Raw genomic sequence first — 22,913 nt, 5'->3', positions numbered from 1 at the left:
CCGTGGCTACCGCGCCTCCTCCCTATGATCCGCGCACAATCAAACAGCAGTGGAAGGACTATGCCCGCGCGCAGAAACAGGCGGCCCGGGCCCGCAGCTTCTACTGGCGGTATTACCGGCGGCCTTCGATCGCTGGCCCGATTCTTCTACTGACAGTGGGAGTTTTGGCCCTGCTGATAGAAACAGGCCGTATCCAGGCAGCGCATTTCTGGGCCTGGTATGCACAGTGGTGGCCGCTCATCCTCATCGGCATCGGCTGCATTCTATTGATGGAATATTTTCTGGACCGGAACAATCCTTATGCCGGACGCAGGACCTTCGGCGGCTTCGGATGGCTCATTGTTTTGGTCCTTTCGACCGCATGGGGGACCCACGCTTCCCATGTATGGGGGCCGCTGAGTGATGAATTTTCCGGCAACGACGATTTCTGGAGCATGATGGGCGAGGAGCACAATAATGATGTCGAAATCAGCCAGAGCATGGATCCAGCTGCCTCCATCCAGATCCAGGACCCGCGCGGCGATGTGACCATCACCGCCTCCAACGATGGACAGGCACATGTCCGCGCCCATCAGGTGGTTCATGCTTCCTCCATTGACCAGGCCCAGAAGGTCTTTGACGCTGTCAAGCCCAAGCTCATTGTCTCCGGGACCAGCGCCGTCCTCAGCGTAGAGGGCCGCAATAATGCTCGCGTAGACCTTACTGTAGAACTGCCTGCAGGGGCCACAACGGTGGTCAATGCCGGGCATGGTGACGTGGCCATCGCAGGCCTGAAGGGTACATCGGATGTGACTTCCAGTCATGGCGATGTGAAATTCGACAACATGGGGGGGAATGTCCATGCGCGCATGGACCACGGGGATTTTGCTGCCCACCAGATTGCCGGCGATGTGGCCGTCGATGGACGTGCCGGTGACGTAACGCTGTCGGAAATCAAAGGCAACATCACCCTGGATGGTGATTTCTTTGGCGATACCCATGTGGAGCAGGCGGCTTCGGCCGTGCGCTTCCATTCCAGCCGCACGGACCTGCTGATCCCCAAGCTGGCCGGGGACATGACCATGGATTCCAGCAATCTGAGCGTCAATCAAGCCGTCGGCCCCATGCGCGTGATTACCCGTTCCAAGACCCTTGATCTTTCCCAGATTTCCGGGGACGTGCATGTGGAGAACAACAATGGTGATATCGTCTTTACCGCGGCTGTTCCTCTGGGCAATGTGCAGATCATCAATCGCACGGGCAATATCGCAGTGACTTTGCCGGAAAACACGGGTTTTTCCGTCACTGCATCCAACAGCGATGGTGAACTAAGCACGGATTTTCCGATTACCGTCAATGGCTCCGATGGGCATAAGTCGGCCTTGGGCCAGATTGGAAACGGCGGGCCGCGTGTAGAGCTGACCACCAGCCACGGAGATATTGTCCTGCGCAAGGGTGGGCCCGGAGAGCCAGTGGTTTCAGCAGCGCCAAAGCCGCCCGCCCCTCCTGCCCCTCCCGCCGGACCGGTAAGGCATCTGCATGGCCCGCGCGGTGCTAACGAGCGGCCATCCGAGCAGTAATCAGGGCCTCAATTTTCGCCACGACTTCATCCAGAGTAAGGCTGGTGGAGTCAATCACGACCGCATCGGCAGCGGGCCTTAGCGGCGACTGCGCGCGGGTGCGGTCCCGCTCATCGCGTTCGCGGATTTCCTGAAGAACGGCCTGCTGCGATCCGGCGCCTCCACTCTGAGCATAACGGCGTTCGCTGCGGGCCTCTGGCGAAGCATCAAGAAAGATTTTGATGTCAGCATGGGGAAAAACCACGGTGCCGATGTCCCTGCCTTCCATCACAATCCCCCCTTTTGCCCCAAGCTGGCGTTGCAAATCCACCATCCAGCGGCGGATGGCTGGGTGCACGCTTACCTGCGACGCAGCATAGGTCACCTCTGGCTGGCGGATGCGTGCAGTGACGTCCTCTCCATCCAGCAGGACACGGTTACCGGAAGGGGTCGGCAGCAGTTGAATCTGGGTGCCGGCAGCCAGTTGTTCCAGTGCATCAGCATTGCCGGGATCCAGACCCTGGGTAAGCGCTTTCAGGGCAAAGGCGCGGTACATGGCGCCCGTTTCAAGATTCAGCAGACCAAAGCGCGCCGCCAGACGTGCGGCGACGGTGCTCTTTCCGGCCCCGGCTGGGCCGTCAATGGCGATAATAAGTGGGCAATGGTCCTGGCTCACTGGCTGGGTTTGTCCTTTCTTTCTGGTCTGCGGGAGGAGAACTTTCTGTCCGCCCTCTGACTGTCTGGGGGAACGCGGTCTGCCTTTTTCTGTTTCCAGTTCGATTTTCCTCTGGCAGGGCCAGGTCCGCTGCGTGGATTCCGCTTCCGTTCCGTTTGGCTTTGTTCAGACCGCGGCGATAGACCCTGCCGCTTCCAGCCGCCTGAGGTGCGGCCGGAAAGGGGCCTTTTCTGCGGCGGCCGGGCCATCTGGGGTTTGCGAAGTGGTTGAGGGGCCTGCGCGATGGGTCCTTCGGCCGCAGGCGCAGGGGCCTCTTGCACGGGGGAAATTCCGGCAGGCCTCCGGTAATACAGAGCAGGGTCTGCTGTCCCACAGACATTACACTGAGCTGGCGCATGGCAAGCAGGCCGCGGGCCACTTCCCGGATGCGGGAACGGGAAGAAAGCGGGGAGAGAATCACCTCAACTTCTTCAGGCGACGCAGCGATGACGGAATCAAGGTAAAGGGAAATTAATGCAGACAGCGCCGTTGATTGTGCAAGCCTGCTGCCGCTCTGGACCTCATCCGGGAACTGGGAATCAAAGAGCGCCCATGCTGCGGGCTGCCCTTCCGTATAGATGGGCAACACATACAGGGAGCTCCAAAGCTCCGTGAGGGCGCGCAGCACGGCCGACTCACTCACACCTCTGCCCAGCTTTTCCTGGAGCTCCGGTGCGGTCAGCGCGCCTCCCTGACGAAGCTGCTTCCAGATGTCGGCTGCAAGCTGCGACCCTTTCGTTTCCGGCCCCCGTCGGGAGGAATGGTCTCCGCGAAGGGAAAAAATGTGGGGAAGTGCCTCTGGGGAAGCGATGAAGTCGGGGCGTTCTGAGACTGTGCCTAGCAGGTTCAGAGGAGCAGCCGCCTTTGCGGCGAAGAGACGAATGGCCAACGAGAATGCGTCCTGAATTGCCGCCGGGGAAGGCGTAGGATTGCTGCTTCCGGTGACTGCCTCCACGAAGGATGGAAGGGGCGCCGGGAACTGGTTCCTGCGCGGGAGGAAAAAGCACATCCCATTGGCATGGGTCCACTGCGCTGCGTCTTCCAGCGAGAGGACGGGGTTGGATTTCTGGCGCCATTTTTCAGCGCGCGCTGCCTGTAGCTGTTCGATTGTCAAAGAGGGTCCCTTAGTTCGATGTGAATGAGGGCCTCACCCTCATCGCGTCTTCATGGTCTGGTTTCAGCACCCAAGGTCCGAAGCCCAGGGCCTTACTTATCCAGAATAGCAATTTACGCAGAAAACCGGACCCAAGGCTGCCGAGGGACCTCTCCTGAGTTCGTGGGGTCATCTTCTGCTTTTACCGGAGAAGCCGCTTTTGAGAAATACTGGAGAGGCATGAGCACTCGTCGTGCGTTTCTCCAGTCAGGACTGGCGGCCGCAGCAGCCGTGCAGTTGCCCTCCGTGCCGCTGCCTCCGGCAAGAGGCCGCATCCAGCAATCGGTCTCGCGGTGGTGCTTTCAGCAGGTTCCTTTAGACCGTCTTTGTACCTTTGCAGCACAGATCGGACTGAAAGGAATTGATCTGTTGGAGATCAAGGACTGGGACATTCCCCGCCGCTACGGATTGGTCTGCACGATGGGCTATGCCGGTGGAGGAACAATTCCCGATGCCATGAACCGCATGGAAAACCATGCTGCGATCGAGGCCGCTTTCCGCAGGAACATTCCGCTGGCAGCCAAGGCAGGGGTGCCAAACGTAATTACCTTTTCCGGCAACCGTCGTGGAATGTCCGACGACGAGGGTGCCCGCAACACCATCCTGGGCCTGAACCGGGTGAAAAAGATTGCCGAAGACCAGGGCGTGACCATCTGTTTGGAGCTGCTGAACAGCAAGCGCGACCATCCGGACTACATGGCAGACCATACGGCGTGGGGAGCACGGGTGGTGCGAGAGGTAAATTCGCCGCGCGTAAAACTGCTCTATGATATTTACCACATGCAGATCATGGAAGGTGACCTGATTGCCACCATCCGTGAGAACAAAGATGTGATTGGTCACTTCCATACTGGTGGCGTTCCAGGGCGGCATGAGATCGATGCAACCCAGGAAATCCAATACCCAGCAGTGATGCAGGCCATTGTGGAATCCAATTTCAGCGGATATGTGGCACATGAATTTGTGCCGCGTGGTGACCCGTTTCGTTCTCTTCGTCAGGCCATGACCATCTGTGATGTTTGAGGAAGAGATTGCCGGCAGGCATGCGCGGCCCGCTTTGCCGATACGGGCCGCACAGGATTTCTACAGCTTTGCGAAGAACTCTTTCACCCGCTTGAGTCCTTCTTCGATGTCATCATGCGACACCGCGTAAGAGAGACGGATGTGCTGCGTCGTGCCGAAGGCTTCGCCGGGAACGGTGACGACGTGGGCCTCGTGGAGGAGGCGGTTGGCAAGTTCCAGAGCATTCTTGGCTCCGGGCTTGCCCAGATAGGCTGACACATTCGGATATACGTAGAATGCGCCCTCTGGTTTTGTGCAGGTGATGCCGGGAATCTCGGCCAGACGGGCGAGGATTTGGTCGCGCAGCTTGAGGTAATCGGCGCGCATCTCGACGACGCATTCCTGCGAGCTGTTCAGCGCGGCGATTGTGGCCTTCTGCACAAAGTGCGCAGTGGATGAGGTGGACTGACTCTGCAGCTTGCTCATGGCCGCAATGATGGGCTTCGGGCCGAGCGCATATCCGGCGCGCCATCCGGTCATGGCGTAGGTCTTCGAGAGTGATCCGAGGATGAGGACGTGCTCTTTCGCGTCGGTGAAAGAACCCCCGCTGACCAGGGCCCCGGTATATTGCAGATAAACGTAACACTCGTCGAGTAGCAGATAAATACCTCGCTCATGCGCCAGCTTCACGATACGTTCGAGGTCTGCCGGGGCGATGACTGAGCCGGCCGGGTTCGAGGGTGAGTTCAGGATGATGGCCTTCGTGCGCGGCGTAATCAGCTTTTCCACGGCTTCGGCCGTCACACGGAAGTTTTCCGCCTCGTCGGTTTCAAGATAGACCACCTTGCCGCCTGCATACTGGATGATGTCTTTATAAGAGACCCAGAAGGGGACGGGCAGGATGACCTCGTCGCCATGGTCCACCAGTACCTGAATGGCATTGAAGATGGCGAGCTTTCCGCCGGTGGTAAAGACGGCCTCATCAGGCGAGTAGTTGGAGCCGAAGTCGCAGGCGTGGCGGGCCACAATGGCCTTGCGCACTTCAGGAATGCCGGAAACCATCGTGTAGCGGGTGAAGTTCTGGTTGATGGCTTCGATGGCCGCGTCCTTGATGTGGCGCGGGGTGGCGAAGTGCGGCTCGCCTGCTCCGAAGTCCACCAGCTTCGCGCCCTGTGCGCGCAGCTTGGCGGCTTCCGCAGTTACGGCCATGGTGGCCGAAACCTCGATGCGTCCAATACGGTCAGCAAAGACCTTTGCCTGGGTGCCTGTGGCTGTGCTCATGTTTCTATTTTTTCAGATTTTAGAAGATGCAGGGGAGGAATTTTCTGGCGTTGCGCCTGGTGAGACAGCGTGCGGAAGAGAAGGTTGAAATTGTTACACTGAAGAGTCAGAACAAGTGGGCACTCTCTATGGCAACCATCAAGCAGGAAGACCTGATCCAGAGCGTAGCAGATGCGCTGCAGTACATCAGCTATTACCATCCGGTGGATTACATCAAAAACCTGGCGCAGGCCTATGAGCGCGAGCAGTCGCCTGCGGCCAAGGACGCGATGGCGCAGATCCTCATCAATTCGCGCATGTGCGCCGAGGGGCATCGGCCTATCTGCCAGGACACTGGCATCGTCACCGTCTTTCTGAAGATCGGCATGGACGTGCGCTGGGACGCCACCTTGACCATTCAGGAGATGGTAGACGAAGGCGTACGCCGCGCCTATCTGCATCCAGACAATGTTCTGCGTGCCTCGATTCTTGCAGACCCCGCCGGAGCGAGGAAAAACACGCGCGACAACACGCCTGCCGTCGTCAATATTGAAATGGTGAAGGGTGGCCAGGTGGAGGTGATTGTCGCGGCCAAGGGCGGCGGGTCAGAGGCGAAATCGAAGTTCGTCATGCTCAACCCGTCGGATTCGATTGTGGACTGGGTGCTGAAAACAGTACCGACGATGGGCGCTGGATGGTGTCCGCCGGGAATTCTTGGCATCGGCATCGGCGGTACGGCAGAGAAAGCGATGGTCCTGGCCAAGGAATCGCTGATGGACCCGATTGATATTCAGGACCTGATGGCCCGCGGGCCCAGGAACCGCATCGAAGAGTTGCGCCTGGAGCTTTACCAGAAAGTGAACGAACTGGGCATTGGTGCGCAGGGCCTGGGCGGGCTGACGACCGTGCTCGATGTAAAGATCCGGGACTATCCCACACACGCTGCGAACCTGCCCGTGGCCATGATTCCCAACTGCGCGGCCACACGCCATGCGCACTTTGTGCTGGACGGATCAGGACCGGTGGCCCTCAAGCCGCCTTCGCTTGAGGACTGGCCCAAGCTCACCTACGATGCTTCTTCCGCGCGGCGGGTGAATCTCGATACGGTCACGCGAGAAGAGGTGGCTTCCTGGAAGCCGGGCGAAGTCCTGTTGCTGAACGGAAAACTGCTGACCGGGCGTGATGCGGCGCACAAGCGGATGACGGACATGCTCAACCGCGGCGAAAAGCTTCCCGTAGATTTTACCAACCGCTTCATCTATTACGTTGGACCAGTAGACCCGGTACGGGACGAGGTCGTGGGGCCGGCCGGTCCTACGACGGCCACGCGTATGGACAAGTTCACGCGTCAGATGCTGGAGCAGACCGGACTTCTCGGTATGGTCGGCAAGGCCGAACGCGGTCCGGCTGCTGTGGAGGCCATCCGGGACCATCGCGCTGTCTACCTGATGGCGGTGGGCGGAGCGGCCTATCTTGTATCGAAGGCCATTCAGGCATCGCGTGTGTTGGCTTTTGAGGACCTCGGCATGGAGGCGATCTATGAGTTCGAGGTCAAAGACATGCCGGTGACCGTCGCGGTGGACTCCAGAGGCACATCGGTCCACGAAACCGGACCGAAGCAATGGCGAGCAAAGATCCAATCGCAGCTTGCCGGCGTGCCGATTCTTGCGTGAACCTGTCTGCGGGCATCTAATGATCTGCGATGCTGGAAACACGCCAGGAAAAAGATTCTCTTGGATGGGTCACGGTCCCTCGGCGCGCCTACTATGGTGCGCAGACGGCGCGTGCGGTTGAGAACTACCCCATCTCCGGAATGCGGGCGCATCCGCTGCTCATCCGTGCCTTTGGCATGATCAAGCGGGCCACTGCTGAAGCCAATCAAGAGCTGGGCCTTTTGGATGCAAAGCGCGCCGACGCTGTGATTCAGGCGGCGCAGGAAGTCATCGACGGCAAGTGGAACGATCAATTCGTTGTCGATGTTTTTCAGGCAGGCGCAGGCGTCAGCTTCCATATGAACGTGAATGAGGTCATCGCCAACCGCGCCAATGAACTGCTGGGCGGCAGACTCGGGGAATATGCATGGGTACATCCCAATGACCATGTGAACTATGGCCAATCCACCAATGATGTCTTTCCCACCGGAATGCGGCTGGCAACGCTTTTGAATCTGGAAACGCTGTATCCAGTGCTTGATCAGCTGGCGGCATCCTTTGCAGCCAAGGGCAGGGAATTTGATGGCGTGATGAAGTCGGGCCGCACGCATATGCAGGATGCAGTGCCCATCCGTCTGGGACAGGAGTTTGCGGCATATGCAGTTGCCATCGCGAAAGGCCGAGGGACCCTTGCCCGCGCCGCGGATGGATTGCGCGAGCTCGGCCTGGGCGGCAGCGCCGTCGGCACCGGCGTGAATACGCACCCGGAGTATCGGACCAAGGCTGTTGCAAACCTCTCGCGCATCTCCGGGCAGCGGCTGGTCCCTGCTGCGGACATGCGCTGGGCGATGCAGTCCAATGCCTGCATGGGAGAGGTAAGTGCTGCGCTGCGCAGCATTGCATTGGAGGTCATCCGCATCGCAAATGATTTGCGGCTGATGTCTTCGGGGCCAAATACAGGATTGAACGAAATCCATCTGCCCGGTCTGCAGCCGGGCTCCTCCATAATGCCAGGCAAGATCAACCCCGTCATGCCGGAACTGGCTGCGATGGTCAGCTTTCAGGTCATCGGTAACGATACGGCCGTTGCCTATGCCGTCCAGGCCGGACAGCTTGAGCTGAACGTGATGATGCCGACGATGGCCTACAACGTTCTGCAAAGCACGACGATCCTGGCGAACATGCTGCGCCAGTTCAATGAGCGATGTGTGGCCGGAATTACAGCGAATGTGGACCGCTGCAACTTCTATGCGCAGAGTACGGTCTCGCTGGCAACAGCGCTCAATCCTTACATCGGATATGCGAAGGCGGCAGAGATTGTGAAGGAATCCATCGCTACGGGGAAGTCGATTATTGAACTTGCGCGCGCGAAGAAACTGCTCAGCGAGGAGGAGATTGCGGAGATCCTTGACCCGGTGCGCATGACGGAACCCCGCCCTCCGCTGCAAGCCGCAAAAAAACGGGACGGCGATTGAGAGGACCAAGGGCGTGTCATTCTTGGGCATGCGAATCCAGACGAGGATGGGCCTCCACGAACGTATGCCCAGCCCTTTTGGCCGCGGCAAGCCAAGGCCTTAACTCGGGCCGTCGCTGGGGGGATCGAACTGAGTTTCGTGGGCGAATTGACGAGGAAGCGCGCTTTAAGGTTCAGCCCGGGAGCAGACTGTAAGATGGGAGTCTGTTTCAAGTCCGGGTCCCGGAGAATCTCAGGAGCAAGTGCATTATCGGGACCTGGCCCTCACGAAAGCGGCCAACGGGCGGCCAAGCCACTGCGTCAGGGTCATGACTCTAGGAAATCCGATCAGCGGTCCACTTGCCAGGTTGGTGAGCATACTCGGGGTAAAGCCAGGCAGCTCATTTGCAATCTGTTCCCAGGTGAGGCCCCGTCTGAGGCGTTCCTGCTGAAGAGCATCATAGATTGCGCGCGTATCCAGACGAAGGATTCTATCTTGCCCCGCCTCAGGCAGTTGTTCATCGAGCCCGGCAGTGCGCACAGGGCCGGAAAGAAAACTCTCCGGTGTGCGGCCCAGCCACCGAAGGACCTGTAGTACCACTGCGCTCGTGACGGACCGCTTTTTTAGCATGTCTCGCAGCGTGGCCGGGTTGATTGGAATTGATGGTGTGGATTCAAATGGCCGATTAATTTCCGCCGCGAGTTGTGTCCAACTCAGGCCGCGAGCACGCCTTTGAGCGTCGAGCTCTGCATGGAAAGCGCGCATGCTAAACAGGTACATTGCCAGGTTCCCGTTATTTGGCTGATTCGCTCAGGCTTCCAGCCCCGGTGTCCACAGTCTATGCCCGCCAGGCGAATTGCTAAAGGGCCTGCTTGTGAATTGCATGCGCTTCTTTGTCTGACAATGTATCGGTTTACTGCCGGCCCCAGCGGTAGACCACGCTTCCCTGCCAGCCCAGATTGTTCTGGGTAGAGCTGCCGTAACGGGTCATCAGATAGCTGGGGGTGAGGCGCAGGGCAAGGGCAGGGCTGAGGTTGTAATCTACAGAAGCGCCGGCGGCCAGATTGAAAGAGTTGCCGTCGGGGTAAAGATTAATCAGTGTAGGGGGCAGTCCTCCGGTTCCGGTGCCGAAGTTGCCATGGCCTACACCGGCAAGGACATGTGCCGTCCAACCCCAGTGGACGCCTTCAAAAAAGCGGACCGTGGGGCCGGCCATAAACGTGTACTGGCTGATGCTCGGCTCATAGACGCCATAGGCATTGCGTCCGGTGTAAGCTGTCCCATAATAGCCGCGGAAGTCGGCCGTGATCCCGATCTTGCCATAAGCGTAATCTGTGACGCCTACGTTCCATGCAGCCTCATTGATGTGCTGCAGGAGATTGCCGGGCCGGAAGCGCAGATAACCGCCTCCGAAATAGGCTTCATATTTGTGGCTGTAGGTGTCCCGGATGGTCTGCTGGTCGCGCAGGTGGCGGCGTGCGCGGACGCGCTCCTGTGCCTGACGGAGCACTTCAGCCCGTTCCTGCTGGCTTTGCTGCTGCGGAGCAGGCTGCTGCGTGGCCGGCTGCTGGTCTACGATCGGCGCCTGCTGTGCGCTTGATGGAAAGACTGCAAAGGAAACCAATGCAAAAGTCAGAGCAGGGAAAAAACGGACGGATCGAAACATGAACCTCAAATGCCTCCACAGACGGCGAAAACAAAAATCGGGCCACCCTGTCTTCTCAGAGAAGCAGACCGGTTTTCTGGGCCAAAAGCTTTCTCTATTCTATTGCCTTAGACGGGTTTGCGGGAAAATTGAAATCGGAAGTCTCTTGCGTATTGGGCCTGCGCCTGTTCTTCTGGTGGAGCGAGGGAATGCATGAAAGGATTCATCCTGGGACTTATCATCGGGCTGGCGGCGGTCCCGCTGGCAGCTTTCTTTTATTTCCGCAGCGGCCATACGCCGGTTGCCGTGGCTGATGCGCCCTTCCCGCTGGAGCGGCAGATTGTGCGTGGCCCCCTCCATGCACGCATTGCCAGGGAGATGCCGGCACGGGCGCCGCTTTCTCCCAGCGAAACCAATCTGATGATTGGCGCACAGATTTACCGCCAGCAATGCGCCGCCTGCCACGGCCTGTATGGACGCCCCTCCGATTTTGCTGCGCACATGTATCCTCGCGCTCCCCAATTGTGGGCGCCGCATGGCAACGGAGTGGTTGGAGTGAGCGACGATCCTCCGGGGGAAACTTACTGGAAGGTGAAAAACGGCATCCGTCTTACGGGAATGCCTGCATTTGATCAGGTGCTGAACGAGACACAGATGTGGCAAGTGACGATTCTGCTGGCCAATGCCGATAAGCCCATGCCGGCCGATGTCCTGACCTTGCTCAAACAACCCTTGTTCTCAGACGCGCCGGCGTCTCCGGGCTTGACGCTGCCGTCGGTCCCTTAGTCTGGCGCGGCCGACTATTTTGTTGCGAAGTATCCCTTGCTGGCGCGGACGGTGTAGCGCCGGTCCAAACAGAAGAGATAAATCGTGCGGAAGGCACCGTTGGCAATAAAATCGGCAGGTTTGTAAACCAGCGAATACTGGCTGCGCAGCTCGTCCTCAATGTCCTGGAAGTTGGAATACATGTCTTCCATGCGTTTTGGGAAAAAAGCCCGTCCCCCCGTGGCCAGCGCAATTTTCTCCAGCACGTCATCGCCCCGGTCGCGGCTGGGACTGGTATTGGTACTGATGGTGTATACGATGGTCTGGGCGCGCTGGCACATCTTGATGGCATCATCCAGATAGGCATGGCTCTGATTGTCGTTGCCATCCGAAACCAGGACCATGGCACGGCGCACCGGTTCACGCTCGCGGGCCGCGTCGAGCATCTTGTCGCGGCAGGCGCTGTAAACGGCATCAAACAATGCTGTGCCTCCGCCCGGCCGCAGAGCATTGATGCCTGTGTTCAGCAGATCAAGATTATTGGTCCAGTCCTGCTTGTAGTCAGGGGTCACGTCAAAGCCCATGACAAAGGCTTTGTCGCTCTTCGGACGAAGGATCTGCAACAGGAATTCGCTGGCCGATTGCTGCTCAAACTGAAAGCGCTGGCGGATCGAGGTACTGGTATCAATCACAATGCCGACGCGCAGAGGCAGGTTGGTCTGCTGTGTAAAACTGAAGACCTGCGCCGGGGCCTTCTGGTCGTCAAGCAGGGCAAAGTCGCTCAGCTTCAGGTCTTTAATAAATCGGCCGTGCTTGTCCGTCACGGTAAAGACCAGGTTCACTTCGTTGGCAGACGTCGTAATCGTATATTCCTGGTCCTGGGGCTGCTGGCCGCCGGGAGCAGAAGGCTGCGGCTGTGTCGTGCCGGTGGAAGGCTGTGGTGACTGCGTCTGCGTTGTGGCGGGCGCTGACTGCGCAACGGCCAGGAACACAGAAGAAACTGCAACCAGGGCGCAAAGAGCAAAATTCCTGAAAACGACTGTCTTCATTGTGGCTGAGGCCATTTTACAGAGCGGCGCCTTCAGGGTACAGGGCGACGGATTTTTCCCCGCGGGCCGGGCGGTGACTTTGTTCCCGATATACTTTCAGACGATGAAGAAAATGCATTTGCTGTTTCCGGCTGTTTTCCTGGGCGCTCTGCTGGAGGCTCTGCCTTCTTTTCCGCAGACACCTGTCCCGGCCCCTTCTGCGTCAGAGATTGTTCGGCAATTGCCGCAGCCCATTTTCCTGTGGCCTGAGGGCGTTCCCGGTGCCCTGGGGCAATCCGAGGCGGACAAACCGCGCCTCTATCCCTTTGTGCCACAGAAAAAGTCCACGACTGCGGCCGTGCTGGTCATTCCCGGCGGAGGCTATCAGCACGTTGCTATCGGCCATGAAGGCTTCCAGTTTGCACTGTGGCTGAATGCCCAGGGAATGACGGCCTTTGTGCTGGACTACCGCGTTGCCCCGTATGCCTATCCCGTCGAGATCCAGGATGGAATGCGGGCGATGCGTTATATTCGTGCGCACGCCAGCGAATATGGCATTGATCCGCAGCGGGTTGGCGTCTGGGGTTCATCGGCAGGCGGACATCTGGCGTCCACGCTCGGCGTGCATGGAAATGATGCTGCCCCGGCCCCGGACAACGATCCACTGAACCAGACCGAGGCCCGGCCGGACTTCATGATCCTCTCCTATCCGGTCATCAGCATGGAATTGCCAGAGAGCCATGCGGGCTCGCTGCACAACCTTCTGGGAAAAGATCCCGATCCCGCTCTGGCGCAGAAACTCTCCAACCAGTTGACGGCGAATGCACAAACCCCGCCGACGTTTCTGTTCGCTACGACCAAAGATCCGGTGGTCCCGGTAGAGAACAGTCTGGACTTCTACCGCACACTTGAGCGTGCGCATGTTCCGGTCGAAATGCACCTGTACGACTATGCCAACCACGGCTGCGGATTGTGCGGAGATATTCCAGAGCTTTCCACCTGGCCGTTGCTGCTGCGGAACTGGTTAGTTCAAAGTGGATGGCTTCCCAGTGACGCGCCCCCGCTGCCCCGATCCAGGCGCGGTATCCATCCTGGCCCGAGGGCCTGACTGGTCCAGGAAAAATCAGTCAATAAGATTTCCGGCCAGAAACCGGACCAGAAAAAGCAAAGAGGAAATGGGCAGGCCATTTCCTCTTGTTTTTTGTCGAAGAAAACTACTTCTTCTGCGGCGCGATGGCGTCCTTGGCGGCCTTGGCCACGCGGAACTTCACCACAGTCTTGGCCTTGATCTTGATCTGCTCGCCGGTCTGCGGATTGCGGCCGATGCGGGCTTTGCGCTCTGCCTTGACGAGGCGTCCAAGTCCGGGAATCACAAAGAGGCCGTTCTTCTTGGTCTCCTTGATTGCCGTTTCCGCAAGCAGGTCAAGAAAGGCAGCGGCCTGCTTGTTGGTGAGTTCCAGCTTTTCCGCCATGTGGCGGACAAGGGCTGTCTTGGTCATTCCAGTTGCCATATTGTTGAATCCTCCTGGTTCTGATTTCCGCTTTCCCAAGGCCTGGAACCCTGTTCCGGCTGGTCATGCGTTGAGCTTCGGTTTTCCGTGAAAACCCAGTAATCATGCGGGTCTCAAAAAAACCTTCCGCCGTTTACCTTGCGGCTTTTTAAAGGCTTTGTCAACGGCAAAAGCGGTATTTCCACAGGTTTTTTCGGGGTTTTTCCCGGTTTTGCCCGAAAAATGGCCATTTTTGTGGATTTTTGTGCGCTTCGCAGGCCCCAACCCAAGGCAGGCAAAGCCTTGCCGGCAGCCCGTGCAAGGCGCATTCTGCGCAGAAGATGAAGGACAGTTTAGTCCTGTTTACACGAGTTTGAAAATATACTGCCGCTTCCTTTCTTCATTACGAGTGAAGGGGCGATTGAGGAAATCCACCAATGGAGCGGCAGCGCGAAATCGGGTAAGGACCTCCCTGACCAGGGTTTTTTGCAGGGCGGTTTCCGCAGGCAGGCGGGAAAAGACGCCCCACTGCTGTTGCTTGATAAGGTCTATGGCCGGGTGGTCTGCTGGGAACCCCTTGGGCGGGCGCGAAAGCGAGCGCACCTCCATGTCCAGATCCAGCACGTTGCGCAATTTCCTGGCCTGCAGGATCTTGCGCAGCTCTTCATGGTGGTCCAGCAAATACATACGGACCGCATGGAGCTGTTCGCGCTGCGGCATATAGATTCCGGCGGCGATGATGACCTCGGTTGAAGAGAAATGGAAGTAGTATCCGGCCCCGGAAGTCTTCTCCATGCCGGCACGTGCCCACCATGCGGCCACATGGGTTTTGTAGGGGCTTTTGTCGGCCGAAAAGCGAGTGTCACGATAAATGCGAAAGATGCATTTTTCCGGCGGACGCACATGGTCTGGAGCAAAGCTGTCCATTGCTTTGGTGATTTCAGCAACAATGGCCAGCAGAGGCCGCTTCAGTTCGCGCTCATAGATTTCACGGCGGGCCTGGAACCATTCGCGGTTGTTATTGCGCTTGAGCGCGCGCAGGAACTTCAGCGCCTCGGGGCCAAAATACAGATTCTCCGGCATGGATCCAATGTATCGCGAGGCGCCCTGGTTGGCCGCTTTTTCAGGAGACGGCGCTTTCCACCCGCTGCTGGTGCGTGTTGTTGGCCGCTTCTTCTTCGACCACGAGATCGTCTACACGGAGTTTCATCTGGGTGCCCAGCTCACGGAATTTCTCTTTCCACTCCGGCGGCATCTCCTGCGAAGCGGTAAGACGGAGCACGTCATACCAAATGTTTTGCGCTTGCCATAAATTGAGATCAAAGGGCATCTCGCTGACCGTCTTTGCTGTCAGCAGTGCAGCATCCAGAAACTCCATGTTTTGCGGTGCTGCCTGGAGCGCGACCATCATGCGCTTCATCTTCAGGTCCACAATGTAGCGGAGAAGGCTGGCATCCAGTTGGATCTGGTCTGCGGCGGCAATCTCCAGCCATGTACGTACCTGGAAGGCATCCACCGGATCACTTTCAATGGCGCGGCGCAGCCCCGCATTCACGGCGTGGTCAGCGGCCAGCTCCAGGGCGCGCGGCTTGGGGAAGCCATTCTTGCTGAGAAAGTGCATCAGCGAGGAGTGGTCTTCATAAATTGCGATTAGGCTGGATTCCACCCCGGCCACGGCGGGCTGCAAAATGATGTCCAGAATGCGGCGCTGCTCGTCTTTAAACAGGGACTGGATGGAATAGAGCGGGCCGGGGAAGGTGCGGTCGAGCAGGCGTACCACCTCCGGCAGGTCAGCATTGGTCATGGCGATGCGGGCCTTCTCCGTAAACTCGGCGCACTGCTTGTCCTGCGTGGCCCCCGAGCGTTCCACGGCCGCATTCATGTTTTGGTCGCCGAAGTGGACAGCGGCAAAGTTCACTGTGACGCTTTCTTCGGTGATTTCTGAAGTAATGCGGGCCTTGCCGACGAGCAAACGGGATTTTCCTGAACTGATGGAGTTCCAGTCCATGCGGCTGACCCGGTAGCAGAAGAGGCTGGCCTCATCGGGGTAGCTGCTGAACAGGGAACTGATGGCGTAATGGGCGGCAACCTGGTCCAGACCCACCTTCATGGAGCTTGCCCTACGCTGGTAGATCGTGGCCCCATCGCCTTCCTGCGGCAGGTTGCTCTTGGCCCGACGCAGAACCTCAAGGAAAGGCTCTTCCAGCGCCGCTCCTTTGGGGCCAAAGAGCTGTGCCGCCAGTTGCAGGACGCGGGCGGCATAGGCAATGACCTGTACCGTTTCAATGCCAGAGATTTCATCAAAGAACCAGCCGCAACTGGTATACATCAGCAGAGCATGACGCTGAAGCTCCAGCAGTTTGAGTGCCCGAATGCGCTCGTCCGGGCTAAAGGCATGGGTCCCGTATTTCTTAAAGAAGCTGTCGGTACCGGTGCGGTCCAGGACCACCTGAATATAAGCATCGCGTGCGGTCCAGATGTCGGCAAAGAGGGGACGCGCTGCCTCTTCGGTAAGAGGGGCAACAGCGTCGCGGAGCCAGTCCAGGGCCTCGCGCAGCGGCCCACGCCATTCCTGGTTCCATCCGGGATGGCCTGCATTGCAGCCGCAGTTGGACCGCCAGCGCTCGACCCCGTGCGCACAGCTCCAGGAGGTGTTTTCTGCAATCTGCGCTTCCCACTGCGGCGGAAATTTTTCGAGGAACTCGCCGTAATTTGTGAGGGCCACATCGGGCGAGCTTTCGATGAGCTTGAGAGCATAGGCCAGGGCCATTTCACCATATTTGTGGTGGTGGCCATAGCTCTCACCATCGGTGGCAATGTGGACCAGTTGCGGTTCCGAAGTATCCTGGAATCCGCCCAGGAGGCGTGAAGCAAACGTTTCGCCGCTGTTTAAGAGACCTTCAAAGGCCACGGCGCGGGAACGTTCTCCATCATAAAAAAAGACGGCAATGCTTTTGCCGTTCCTGAGGCGAACCAGGTAGGGATGCCGCGTGTCTACGGGAGTACCAGTGCACTCTGTCCAGGGAGCATTCGCATCTTCTCCCAGAGGGCGCATCCGCGCGCACTGGTGCGGCGCCAGCACGGTAAAGGCAATGCCATGGTCGGCCAGCAGCTCCAGGGTTTCCGAATCCACGGCAGTTTCAGCCAGCCACATGCCTTCGGGCTTGCGTCCGAAGCGGTGCTCGAAATCGGCGATGCCCCAACGGATCTGAGTAATCCGGTCGCGCCGCGATGCCAGCGGCATGATGATGTGGTTATAGACCTGGGCCATGGCTGAGCCATGACCGGAGAATTTTCTCTGGCTGGCATGGTCGGCCTCCAGAATCATGCGGTATGTGCGGGGGGCAAAGGCTTCCAGCCAGGAAAGCAGAGTGGGCCCGAAATTGAAGCTGATGTGGGCATAGTTGTTCAGGATGCGGATGATCTCACCCTTCTGGTCCACGATGCGTGAAGCGCCGTTGGGTGCATAGCACTCTGAGGTGATGCGCTCATTCCAGTCATGGAAGGGGGCGGCGGAGTCCTGCGTTTCTACCTGCTCCAGCCAGGGATTTTCCCGAGGAGGCTGATAGAAGTGGCCATGGACGCAGACAAAACGGGTCGGATTCGGCATGAGGGTCCCTCATTCTCTGTTTTACTCACTCAGATGCAGGAATGGGCCGATTGCCTGCTTTGAGCCATTAGATCCGTGACTCTGCAGTTCCTTCGAGATGGTCCGTCTTGCGCTGATACACTGTCTTTTCGCCACCGTCAGGAGAAGCCGCAAGCATGAAACGTATCTTCGTCGTAGTCCTTCTCTGTGCAACCGGTTTCATCATCCCGCCGTCCCCTGCTGCGGCCGCGCATTCTTTCCGGGCAGAAAACGGCCAGTTCACGCTGGATGGTCAACCCTTCCAGGTCATCTCCGGCGAGATGCACTATGCGCGTATTCCGCGTGCTTATTGGCGTGATCGTCTGCGCATGGCCAAGGCCATGGGCCTGAACACCATTACCACCTATGTTTTCTGGAACATACATGAGACCAGCCCGGGAGTGTATGACTTTTCCGGAGACAAGGATGTGGCTGAATTTATTCGCGAAGCGCAGCAGGAAGGTTTGTATTTAATTCTTCGCCCTGGTCCTTATGCCTGCGCGGAATGGGACTTCGGCGGCTATCCGGCATGGCTGCTGAAAGACCACGATATGGTGGTCCGTTCCCGCGATCCGAAATTTCTTGCCGCCGCGCGGCGCTGGATGATGCGTCTGGGACAGGAGCTGGCCCCGTTGCAGATCGGCAATGGCGGTCCCATCATTCTGGTCCAGGTGGAAAACGAGTACGGGTCTTTTGGTCAAGACCATCAATACATGGAAGACATTCACCAGATGTTTGTGGATGCCGGATTCACCCGTGCGCAGCTTTATACCGCAGATGGACCAGAGCAGGTGCCGGACGGTTCGCTGCCCGAGCTGCCCGCTGCCATCAACTTTGGCCCGGGAGAGTCGCAAAAGGGTTTTGCCACGCTCAAAAAGCTGCGTCCTGACGGGCCGTGGATGAATAGCGAATACTGGGACGGATGGTTTGACCATTGGGGAGCAAAACATGCGCGCACGGACGCCCGGCAGCAGAATGCTGATCTGGACTGGACCCTGCGCCAAGGCTACTCCATCAGCCTGTATATGTTTCATGGCGGCACCAGTTTTGGATGGATGAATGGCGCCAATTCCAATGGTAAAAATTATGAGCCGGACGTCACCAGTTACGACTACGACGCACCGCTCGATGAGAGCGGACGGCCTACACCGAAATATTTTCTCTTTCGTGACACCATCGCGAAAGCCACTGGAAAGACCCCTCCTCCTGTGCCTCCATTTGCCCCGCCGATGGAGGTCCCGGCCTTTAATCTGGCACAATCGGCCTCGCTTTGGGCGAACCTTCCTCGGCCAGTACAAAGCCAAGGGCCGCTTTCCATGGAAGACATCGGGCAGGCATACGGATACATCCTTTATCGGACAAGGCTGAAAGGCCCGGTGAACGGCGATCTGGTGCTCGACCAGCTCCATGATTACGCGCAGATTTATCTAGATGGAAAGCTCATGGGCAAGCTCGACCGTCGACTGGACCAGGACTCGCTTCCGCTGAAGGTCGCGGCAGCAAGCGCGCAGCTGGACATCCTGGTTGAAAATACTGGGCGGGTGAACTTCACCAAAGTGTTGCGCGGGGAGCGCAAGGGCATCACGAAGCAGGTGACGCTGGCCGGCAAACCACTCACCGGCTGGGAGATCTATTCTCTACCCATGACGAATCCAGGGGCCCTGCGTTACGGCAGCGCTCCCTGTACGGGGGCCTGTTTTTACCGCGCCGCCTTCCACGTAGAAAAGCCTGCTGATACCTTCCTGGACACCAGCGCCTTCACCAAGGGAGAGGTCTGGCTGAATGGACATGCGCTGGGCCGGATCTGGAACATCGGGCCGCAGAAGACGCTTTATGTTCCTGGCCCATGGCTGAAGGCAGGGGACAACGAGGTCATCGTCTTTGATCTGGACGGAGCACCTGGACGTAGCCTGCAAGGGCTCAAGACGCCGGTCCTCGATGCAGCAGTGGAGTAGCGTACGGCGATCAGTACTCGCGCCTTCTGGTTTTATCCAAAAGAGCAAAGAGCACAACTGCCGCCAAGGCATTCAGAATGGCGCGGAGGGATTCGTGCAGCCAGCCCCATACAAAGGGCTGCGCCAGCAGACGCCGCACTAGCAGCCAATCGATTCCGCTGTGCAGAAAGACAAAGCAGAAGGTAAGGATGAGCCGAGTGAGGTGGTTTTCCGTGTCAATGCGAACGCCCAGGGATGCGGCAAGATACCCGACGATGGATTTACAGATGCCAAAGATGCCCAGCGGCTGGCGTGTCAGCGCGTCCTGTGCGATGCCGATCAGCGCACCCGTGATGGTGCCCACAACCGGATGCCGATGGGAGATGGCAAAGTAGATGGTCACCAGCAGAGGTAGGTCCAAAATGGCAAAGCTGTGAAAATGCAGGACCAGAAATGACTGCAGGCCCAAAGCAAGAAGGGGCGCCAGCACATAGACCAAGAAAGGATGCGTCTGGATTTCCGGATCGGAGCGGGTTGCAGCAGAGAGCATACCTTACCTCTGTGGGCCTCCCGCAGGCTGCGTGGAGGATTGCGTCTGGGGTTTGACTGGCTTGTGCAGCATGGAGTCCGGAGGACGGCTGCCGTCATCAGGAACCAGTTGCGGCCCTTTGCGTGGCTGTACTGTCGGCTTTTGGGGCGTGGTTGCCGTAGTTCCAGGGACAGGCGGCCTGATCTTTCGCGCGCCGGATGGCAGCGGACCATCCGTTACAATTGTGGTCCTTGGCAGAACGGTAGGAGGCGTCCCGGAGGAGGTGGCTGGTGCATTTCGCCGGACTGGGGCGCTTTCAGGCCCTGACTGGGCGGATGCCGGAGCGCGTTGTGCCGTTCCCGCCGGGTGTACCGCAGTGGCTGGCGGGCGGCTGCCGTCATCCGGGACGAGCTCTGGAGTTTTCTTCTTTGGTGGAACGGCTGATGCAGTATTCGAGGCGGTCGTTCCGCCAGGGCCCGTCGTCACAGCGGCACGGGGCCGAGAGGAAGTCACTGCTGTCTTGTCTTCCGGGTTCTGCAACAGGGCAGCGGTCCGAGCGCCGGGCACCAGGCTGGTGGCAGGCGGCGTGGTATTCGGCGAAAAGTGGTCGGGATGCAATGGCGGAGGGGGCTGGATAGGGCGGGAGATTTCGCCGTCAGCACCCACGGTGTCGGTCTCCTCGGCCGCGTCCGGGTTGTCGGGATCGATGCGGCTGGGAAGGCGCTCGGCCAGCACCTCAGAGGCGCGGAGCTGTTCGGTATCAGCCACGGCCTGGCTCTGTATCAGATCGAGCTTTTCCTGCGGAGGGATGGTCTGTCCGGTGCTCGTGATGACCAGGACCTCCTCCAGGCGGGACAGGTCGGCGGCCGGCCGGAGGACAATGTCGACCATAGGGTCGCGTTCCGGGTCAGGGACGACCCTGTCTACTGTGCCTACGGCCAGTCCGCGAGGGAAGATCTGGTCGCCGCCGCTGGTGATGACTTTTTCGCCGGGCTTGATCCGCTCATCAGGCATTACACCCACGATGACGGGCTGGCCCAGGGCGTTGCCGCGCAAAATGCCGCGGATGCGCGTATCGGCGAGGACCACCCCGGCACCGCTGGTTGGGTCGTTGATTTCCAATACCTGTGCCGTGTGCGGAAAGACTTCGCGGACGCGCCCGACAATGCCGTCGGGGGTGATGACCGGCATGTCTACGGCGATGCCGTCTTTTGCGCCTTTGTCAATGTAGAGAATACGGGACTGGTCGAGGCCGGAAGTGCCGATGATCTGCGCCGGGAGGGTCTGATAGATGTACTTTTCCGTAAATGCAAGCAGTTGCTGGAGGCGCTGGGCCTGGCGGGCGTCCTCCGCTACGCCGCCCTCCTCGATGCGGAGGCGGCGCAGCTCGGCCTGAAGTTCTTTGTTTTGCTGGCGGACATGGACCAGGTCTACATAATTCAGCCACATGTTGCGGATTCCGTTGCCGATCCAGTGCACGAAGCGCTCGGGCGGCGAAACCAGGCTGATGGCCCAGTAGCGGACCAGGCGCACACCACCCGCGTCCGGCTGCGCGTGCTCCCGGGGGAGAGGCCGGCGCACCTGAATGGCCACCCCGATGACCTGCACCAGAAGCACCAGAATCAGGACCAGGGCGTTCCTATAGCGGCTGAAGAAAGATTCCACGGTTCTGATGCCTGATTGATTGTTGACCTTCCAGCAAAGTACTCACAACTAGTCAATTTTGATCTTACGCAGCAAACGGAAGTCACTGAGCATTTTTCCTGTGCCCAGAACCACGCTGGCCAAGGGGTCATCGGCGATGGAAACGGGCAGGCCGGTTTCCTCACGGATGCGCTTGTCAAGGTTCTTGAGCAGGGCGCCGCCGCCTGTGAGCACGATGCCGCGGTCGCTGATGTCGGCAGAAAGCTCGGGCGGGGTGCGCTCCAGCGCGACGCGGATGGCGTTCATGATGGTGGCGATGCACTCGCCCAGGGCCTCACGGATTTCTCCATCGTCAATGGTGATGGTCTTCGGCACGCCCTCGATCAGGTTGCGGCCCTTGATTTCCATGGTCAGGGGCTTTTCCAGTGGGTAAGCGGAACCAATCTCCAGTTTGATCTGCTCGGCGGTGCGCTCGCCAATCAGCAGATTGTACTTGCGTTTGAGGTAGTTCATGATGGCCTCGTCCATCTGGTTGCCCGCCATGCGGACCGAACGCGAATAGACGATGCCGGCCAAGGAAATGACTGCGATGTCCGTGGTCCCGCCGCCGATGTCTACAACCATGTTGCCGGAGGGCTCCGTAATGGGCAGGCCGGCGCCGATGGCGGCAACCATCGCCTGTTCGACGAGGAAGACTTCACTGGCCTTGGCGCGATAGGCCGAGTCCTCGACGGCGCGCTTTTCCACCTGGGTGATCTCAGAGGGGACGCCGATGACGATGCGCGGATGGACAAGCATCTTGCGGTTGTGCGCCTTCTGGATGAAGTAGTTCAGCATCTTCTCGGTGACCTTAAAGTCGGCGATGACGCCGTCCTTCATGGGCTTGATGGCCACGATGTTGCCTGGGGTGCGGCCCAGCATCTCCTTGGCCTCTTTGCCGACCGCTTCTACTTCACCTGTGTTTTTGTTGATGGCGACGATGGAAGGCTCATTGACGACGATGCCTTTGCCGCGGGCATAGACAAGAGTATTGGCCGTACCCAGGTCAATGGCCAGGTCACTGGAAAACATGCTGAACAGCGAGCGCAGACCATGCGACCGCGAAGAGCGCGAAGAAAAACCATTCGATGACATTGGAAAAAGCTTTTTAAGGGACTCAAATTTATTGTAAGGCCAACGGGCATTTGGCGTGAGGGCGGGCTACAGGGAATCTCATGGAAAAGAAATCGAGAGTCTCCCCAATGGGAAGAATCCTCCTGGGGATGGCCTGTAGGCGCCCTATCCTTTCCCCGTCCGTTTATCGTGATTTTTGACGAAAGGGGAAGACCGATAAAACATCGGTGAAACTTTCCAATGACCAGTCACACGGACCTACAGGTCGTGAATTTCGGTTCCTGCCCTCCCATCCTTTGCTGCGCGAAGGATGGCGTACTGCAAGTCCGGGAACGATTCGCGCGGAAACAATCGCCATTCCGG

At 58.6% G+C, this 22,913-nt stretch carries 19 protein-coding genes; 7 read left to right on the top strand and 12 right to left on the bottom strand.

Annotation, left to right across the window (positions count from 1 at the left end; all coding sequences use genetic code 11):
* The first annotated feature begins 2 nt into the window (after window positions 1-2).
* Window positions 3-1,559 carry a DUF4097 family beta strand repeat-containing protein gene (locus tag N655_RS0104160; protein WP_026441976.1) on the top strand — a complete coding sequence of 519 codons (1,557 nt, stop codon included), beginning with the start codon at window positions 3-5 and terminating at the stop codon, window positions 1,557-1,559.
* Here the strand turns inward: N655_RS0104160 and cmk are convergent.
* The gene (gene cmk / locus N655_RS0104155) at window positions 1,534-2,214 is read right to left on the bottom strand and encodes a (d)CMP kinase (RefSeq protein ID WP_026441975.1); all 681 of its coding nucleotides are present in this window, start codon (window positions 2,212-2,214) and stop codon (window positions 1,534-1,536) included. The genes N655_RS0104160 and cmk overlap by 26 nt on opposite strands.
* The gene (locus N655_RS0104150; protein WP_026441974.1) at window positions 2,177-3,367 is read right to left on the bottom strand and encodes a DNA glycosylase AlkZ-like family protein; all 1,191 of its coding nucleotides are present in this window, start codon (window positions 3,365-3,367) and stop codon (window positions 2,177-2,179) included. Before N655_RS0104150 ends, cmk begins: the two co-directional genes overlap by 38 nt.
* Before the next feature lie 219 nt (window positions 3,368-3,586).
* Between N655_RS0104150 and N655_RS0104145 the strand changes: the two genes are divergently transcribed.
* Complete coding sequence (locus tag N655_RS0104145; protein ID WP_026441973.1) at window positions 3,587-4,429, top strand: hydroxypyruvate isomerase family protein; 843 nt, start codon at window positions 3,587-3,589, stop codon at window positions 4,427-4,429.
* Between the two features lie 60 nt (window positions 4,430-4,489).
* On the opposite strand, the gene N655_RS0104140 is transcribed toward N655_RS0104145, so the two are convergent.
* Window positions 4,490-5,689 (bottom strand): pyridoxal phosphate-dependent aminotransferase, encoded by a 1,200-nt coding sequence (locus N655_RS0104140; protein ID WP_026441972.1) that lies wholly within the window; start codon window positions 5,687-5,689, stop codon window positions 4,490-4,492.
* A gap of 128 nt (window positions 5,690-5,817) precedes the next feature.
* Between N655_RS0104140 and N655_RS0104135 the strand changes: the two genes are divergently transcribed.
* A complete protein-coding gene (locus tag N655_RS0104135; RefSeq protein WP_026441971.1) occupies window positions 5,818-7,341 on the top strand; it encodes a fumarate hydratase in 1,524 nt (507 codons plus the stop codon).
* A 29-nt stretch (window positions 7,342-7,370) separates the two neighbouring features.
* On the top strand, window positions 7,371-8,795 hold the full coding sequence (locus N655_RS0104130) for an aspartate ammonia-lyase (RefSeq protein ID WP_026441970.1): 1,425 nt from the start codon (window positions 7,371-7,373) through the stop codon (window positions 8,793-8,795).
* A 246-nt stretch (window positions 8,796-9,041) separates the two neighbouring features.
* On the opposite strand, the gene N655_RS0104125 is transcribed toward N655_RS0104130, so the two are convergent.
* Both N655_RS0104125 and N655_RS0104120 read right to left on the bottom strand, forming a co-directional pair.
* Complete coding sequence (locus tag N655_RS0104125) at window positions 9,042-9,554, bottom strand: hypothetical protein (RefSeq protein WP_026441969.1); 513 nt, start codon at window positions 9,552-9,554, stop codon at window positions 9,042-9,044.
* A gap of 133 nt (window positions 9,555-9,687) precedes the next feature.
* Complete coding sequence (locus tag N655_RS0104120; RefSeq protein ID WP_026441968.1) at window positions 9,688-10,440, bottom strand: outer membrane protein; 753 nt, start codon at window positions 10,438-10,440, stop codon at window positions 9,688-9,690.
* A gap of 192 nt (window positions 10,441-10,632) precedes the next feature.
* On the opposite strand from N655_RS0104120, the gene N655_RS0104115 reads away from it, so the two are divergent.
* Window positions 10,633-11,205: a c-type cytochrome gene (locus N655_RS0104115; protein ID WP_026441967.1), complete on the top strand. Its 573-nt coding sequence runs from the start codon at window positions 10,633-10,635 to the stop codon at window positions 11,203-11,205.
* A 14-nt stretch (window positions 11,206-11,219) separates the two neighbouring features.
* Here the strand turns inward: N655_RS0104115 and N655_RS0104110 are convergent, their stop codons facing one another.
* The gene (locus N655_RS0104110; RefSeq protein ID WP_026441966.1) at window positions 11,220-12,233 is read right to left on the bottom strand and encodes a VWA domain-containing protein; all 1,014 of its coding nucleotides are present in this window, start codon (window positions 12,231-12,233) and stop codon (window positions 11,220-11,222) included.
* Window positions 12,234-12,345: 112 nt separating this feature from the next.
* Between N655_RS0104110 and N655_RS17225 the strand changes: the two genes are divergently transcribed.
* A complete protein-coding gene (locus N655_RS17225; protein WP_238324481.1) occupies window positions 12,346-13,320 on the top strand; it encodes an alpha/beta hydrolase in 975 nt (324 codons plus the stop codon).
* A 106-nt stretch (window positions 13,321-13,426) separates the two neighbouring features.
* Here the strand turns inward: N655_RS17225 and N655_RS0104100 are convergent, their stop codons facing one another.
* The 3 genes from N655_RS0104100 to N655_RS17215 all read right to left on the bottom strand — a co-directional run bounded on the left by N655_RS0104100 (window position 13,427) and on the right by N655_RS17215 (window position 17,312).
* Window positions 13,427-13,723 carry an HU family DNA-binding protein gene (locus tag N655_RS0104100; protein WP_026441965.1) on the bottom strand — a complete coding sequence of 99 codons (297 nt, stop codon included), beginning with the start codon at window positions 13,721-13,723 and terminating at the stop codon, window positions 13,427-13,429.
* A 342-nt stretch (window positions 13,724-14,065) separates the two neighbouring features.
* Window positions 14,066-14,785, bottom strand: coding sequence for a DUF2461 domain-containing protein (locus N655_RS17220; RefSeq protein ID WP_044933948.1), 720 nt, complete (start codon window positions 14,783-14,785; stop codon window positions 14,066-14,068).
* 40 nt (window positions 14,786-14,825) lie between these two features.
* A complete protein-coding gene (locus N655_RS17215) occupies window positions 14,826-17,312 on the bottom strand; it encodes a DUF3536 domain-containing protein (protein WP_044933946.1) in 2,487 nt (828 codons plus the stop codon).
* 155 nt (window positions 17,313-17,467) lie between these two features.
* Here N655_RS17215 and N655_RS17210 point away from each other — a divergent pair, with 155 nt between their 5' ends.
* Complete coding sequence (locus tag N655_RS17210) at window positions 17,468-19,285, top strand: glycoside hydrolase family 35 protein (RefSeq protein WP_044933944.1); 1,818 nt, start codon at window positions 17,468-17,470, stop codon at window positions 19,283-19,285.
* A 10-nt stretch (window positions 19,286-19,295) separates the two neighbouring features.
* Here the strand turns inward: N655_RS17210 and mreD are convergent, their stop codons facing one another.
* From mreD to N655_RS0104060, 3 genes are read right to left on the bottom strand one after another with little or no spacing between them, the layout of a single operon-like run.
* The gene (gene mreD, locus N655_RS0104070; RefSeq protein ID WP_026441963.1) at window positions 19,296-19,814 is read right to left on the bottom strand and encodes a rod shape-determining protein MreD; all 519 of its coding nucleotides are present in this window, start codon (window positions 19,812-19,814) and stop codon (window positions 19,296-19,298) included.
* 3 nt (window positions 19,815-19,817) lie between these two features.
* Entirely contained in the window at window positions 19,818-21,458 is a 1,641-nt protein-coding gene (mreC, locus tag N655_RS17205; RefSeq protein WP_049961242.1) for a rod shape-determining protein MreC, read from the bottom strand.
* Window positions 21,459-21,506: 48 nt separating this feature from the next.
* Window positions 21,507-22,571 carry a rod shape-determining protein gene (locus N655_RS0104060; RefSeq protein WP_026441962.1) on the bottom strand — a complete coding sequence of 355 codons (1,065 nt, stop codon included), beginning with the start codon at window positions 22,569-22,571 and terminating at the stop codon, window positions 21,507-21,509.
* Window positions 22,572-22,913 lie beyond the last annotated feature (342 nt).

The organism is Pseudacidobacterium ailaaui, from assembly GCF_000688455.1.
Lineage (GTDB): Bacteria > Acidobacteriota > Terriglobia > Terriglobales > Acidobacteriaceae > Pseudacidobacterium > Pseudacidobacterium ailaaui.
The sequence above is the reverse complement of the archived record's forward strand: the minus strand, read 5'-3'. Positions and strand labels throughout refer to the sequence as shown.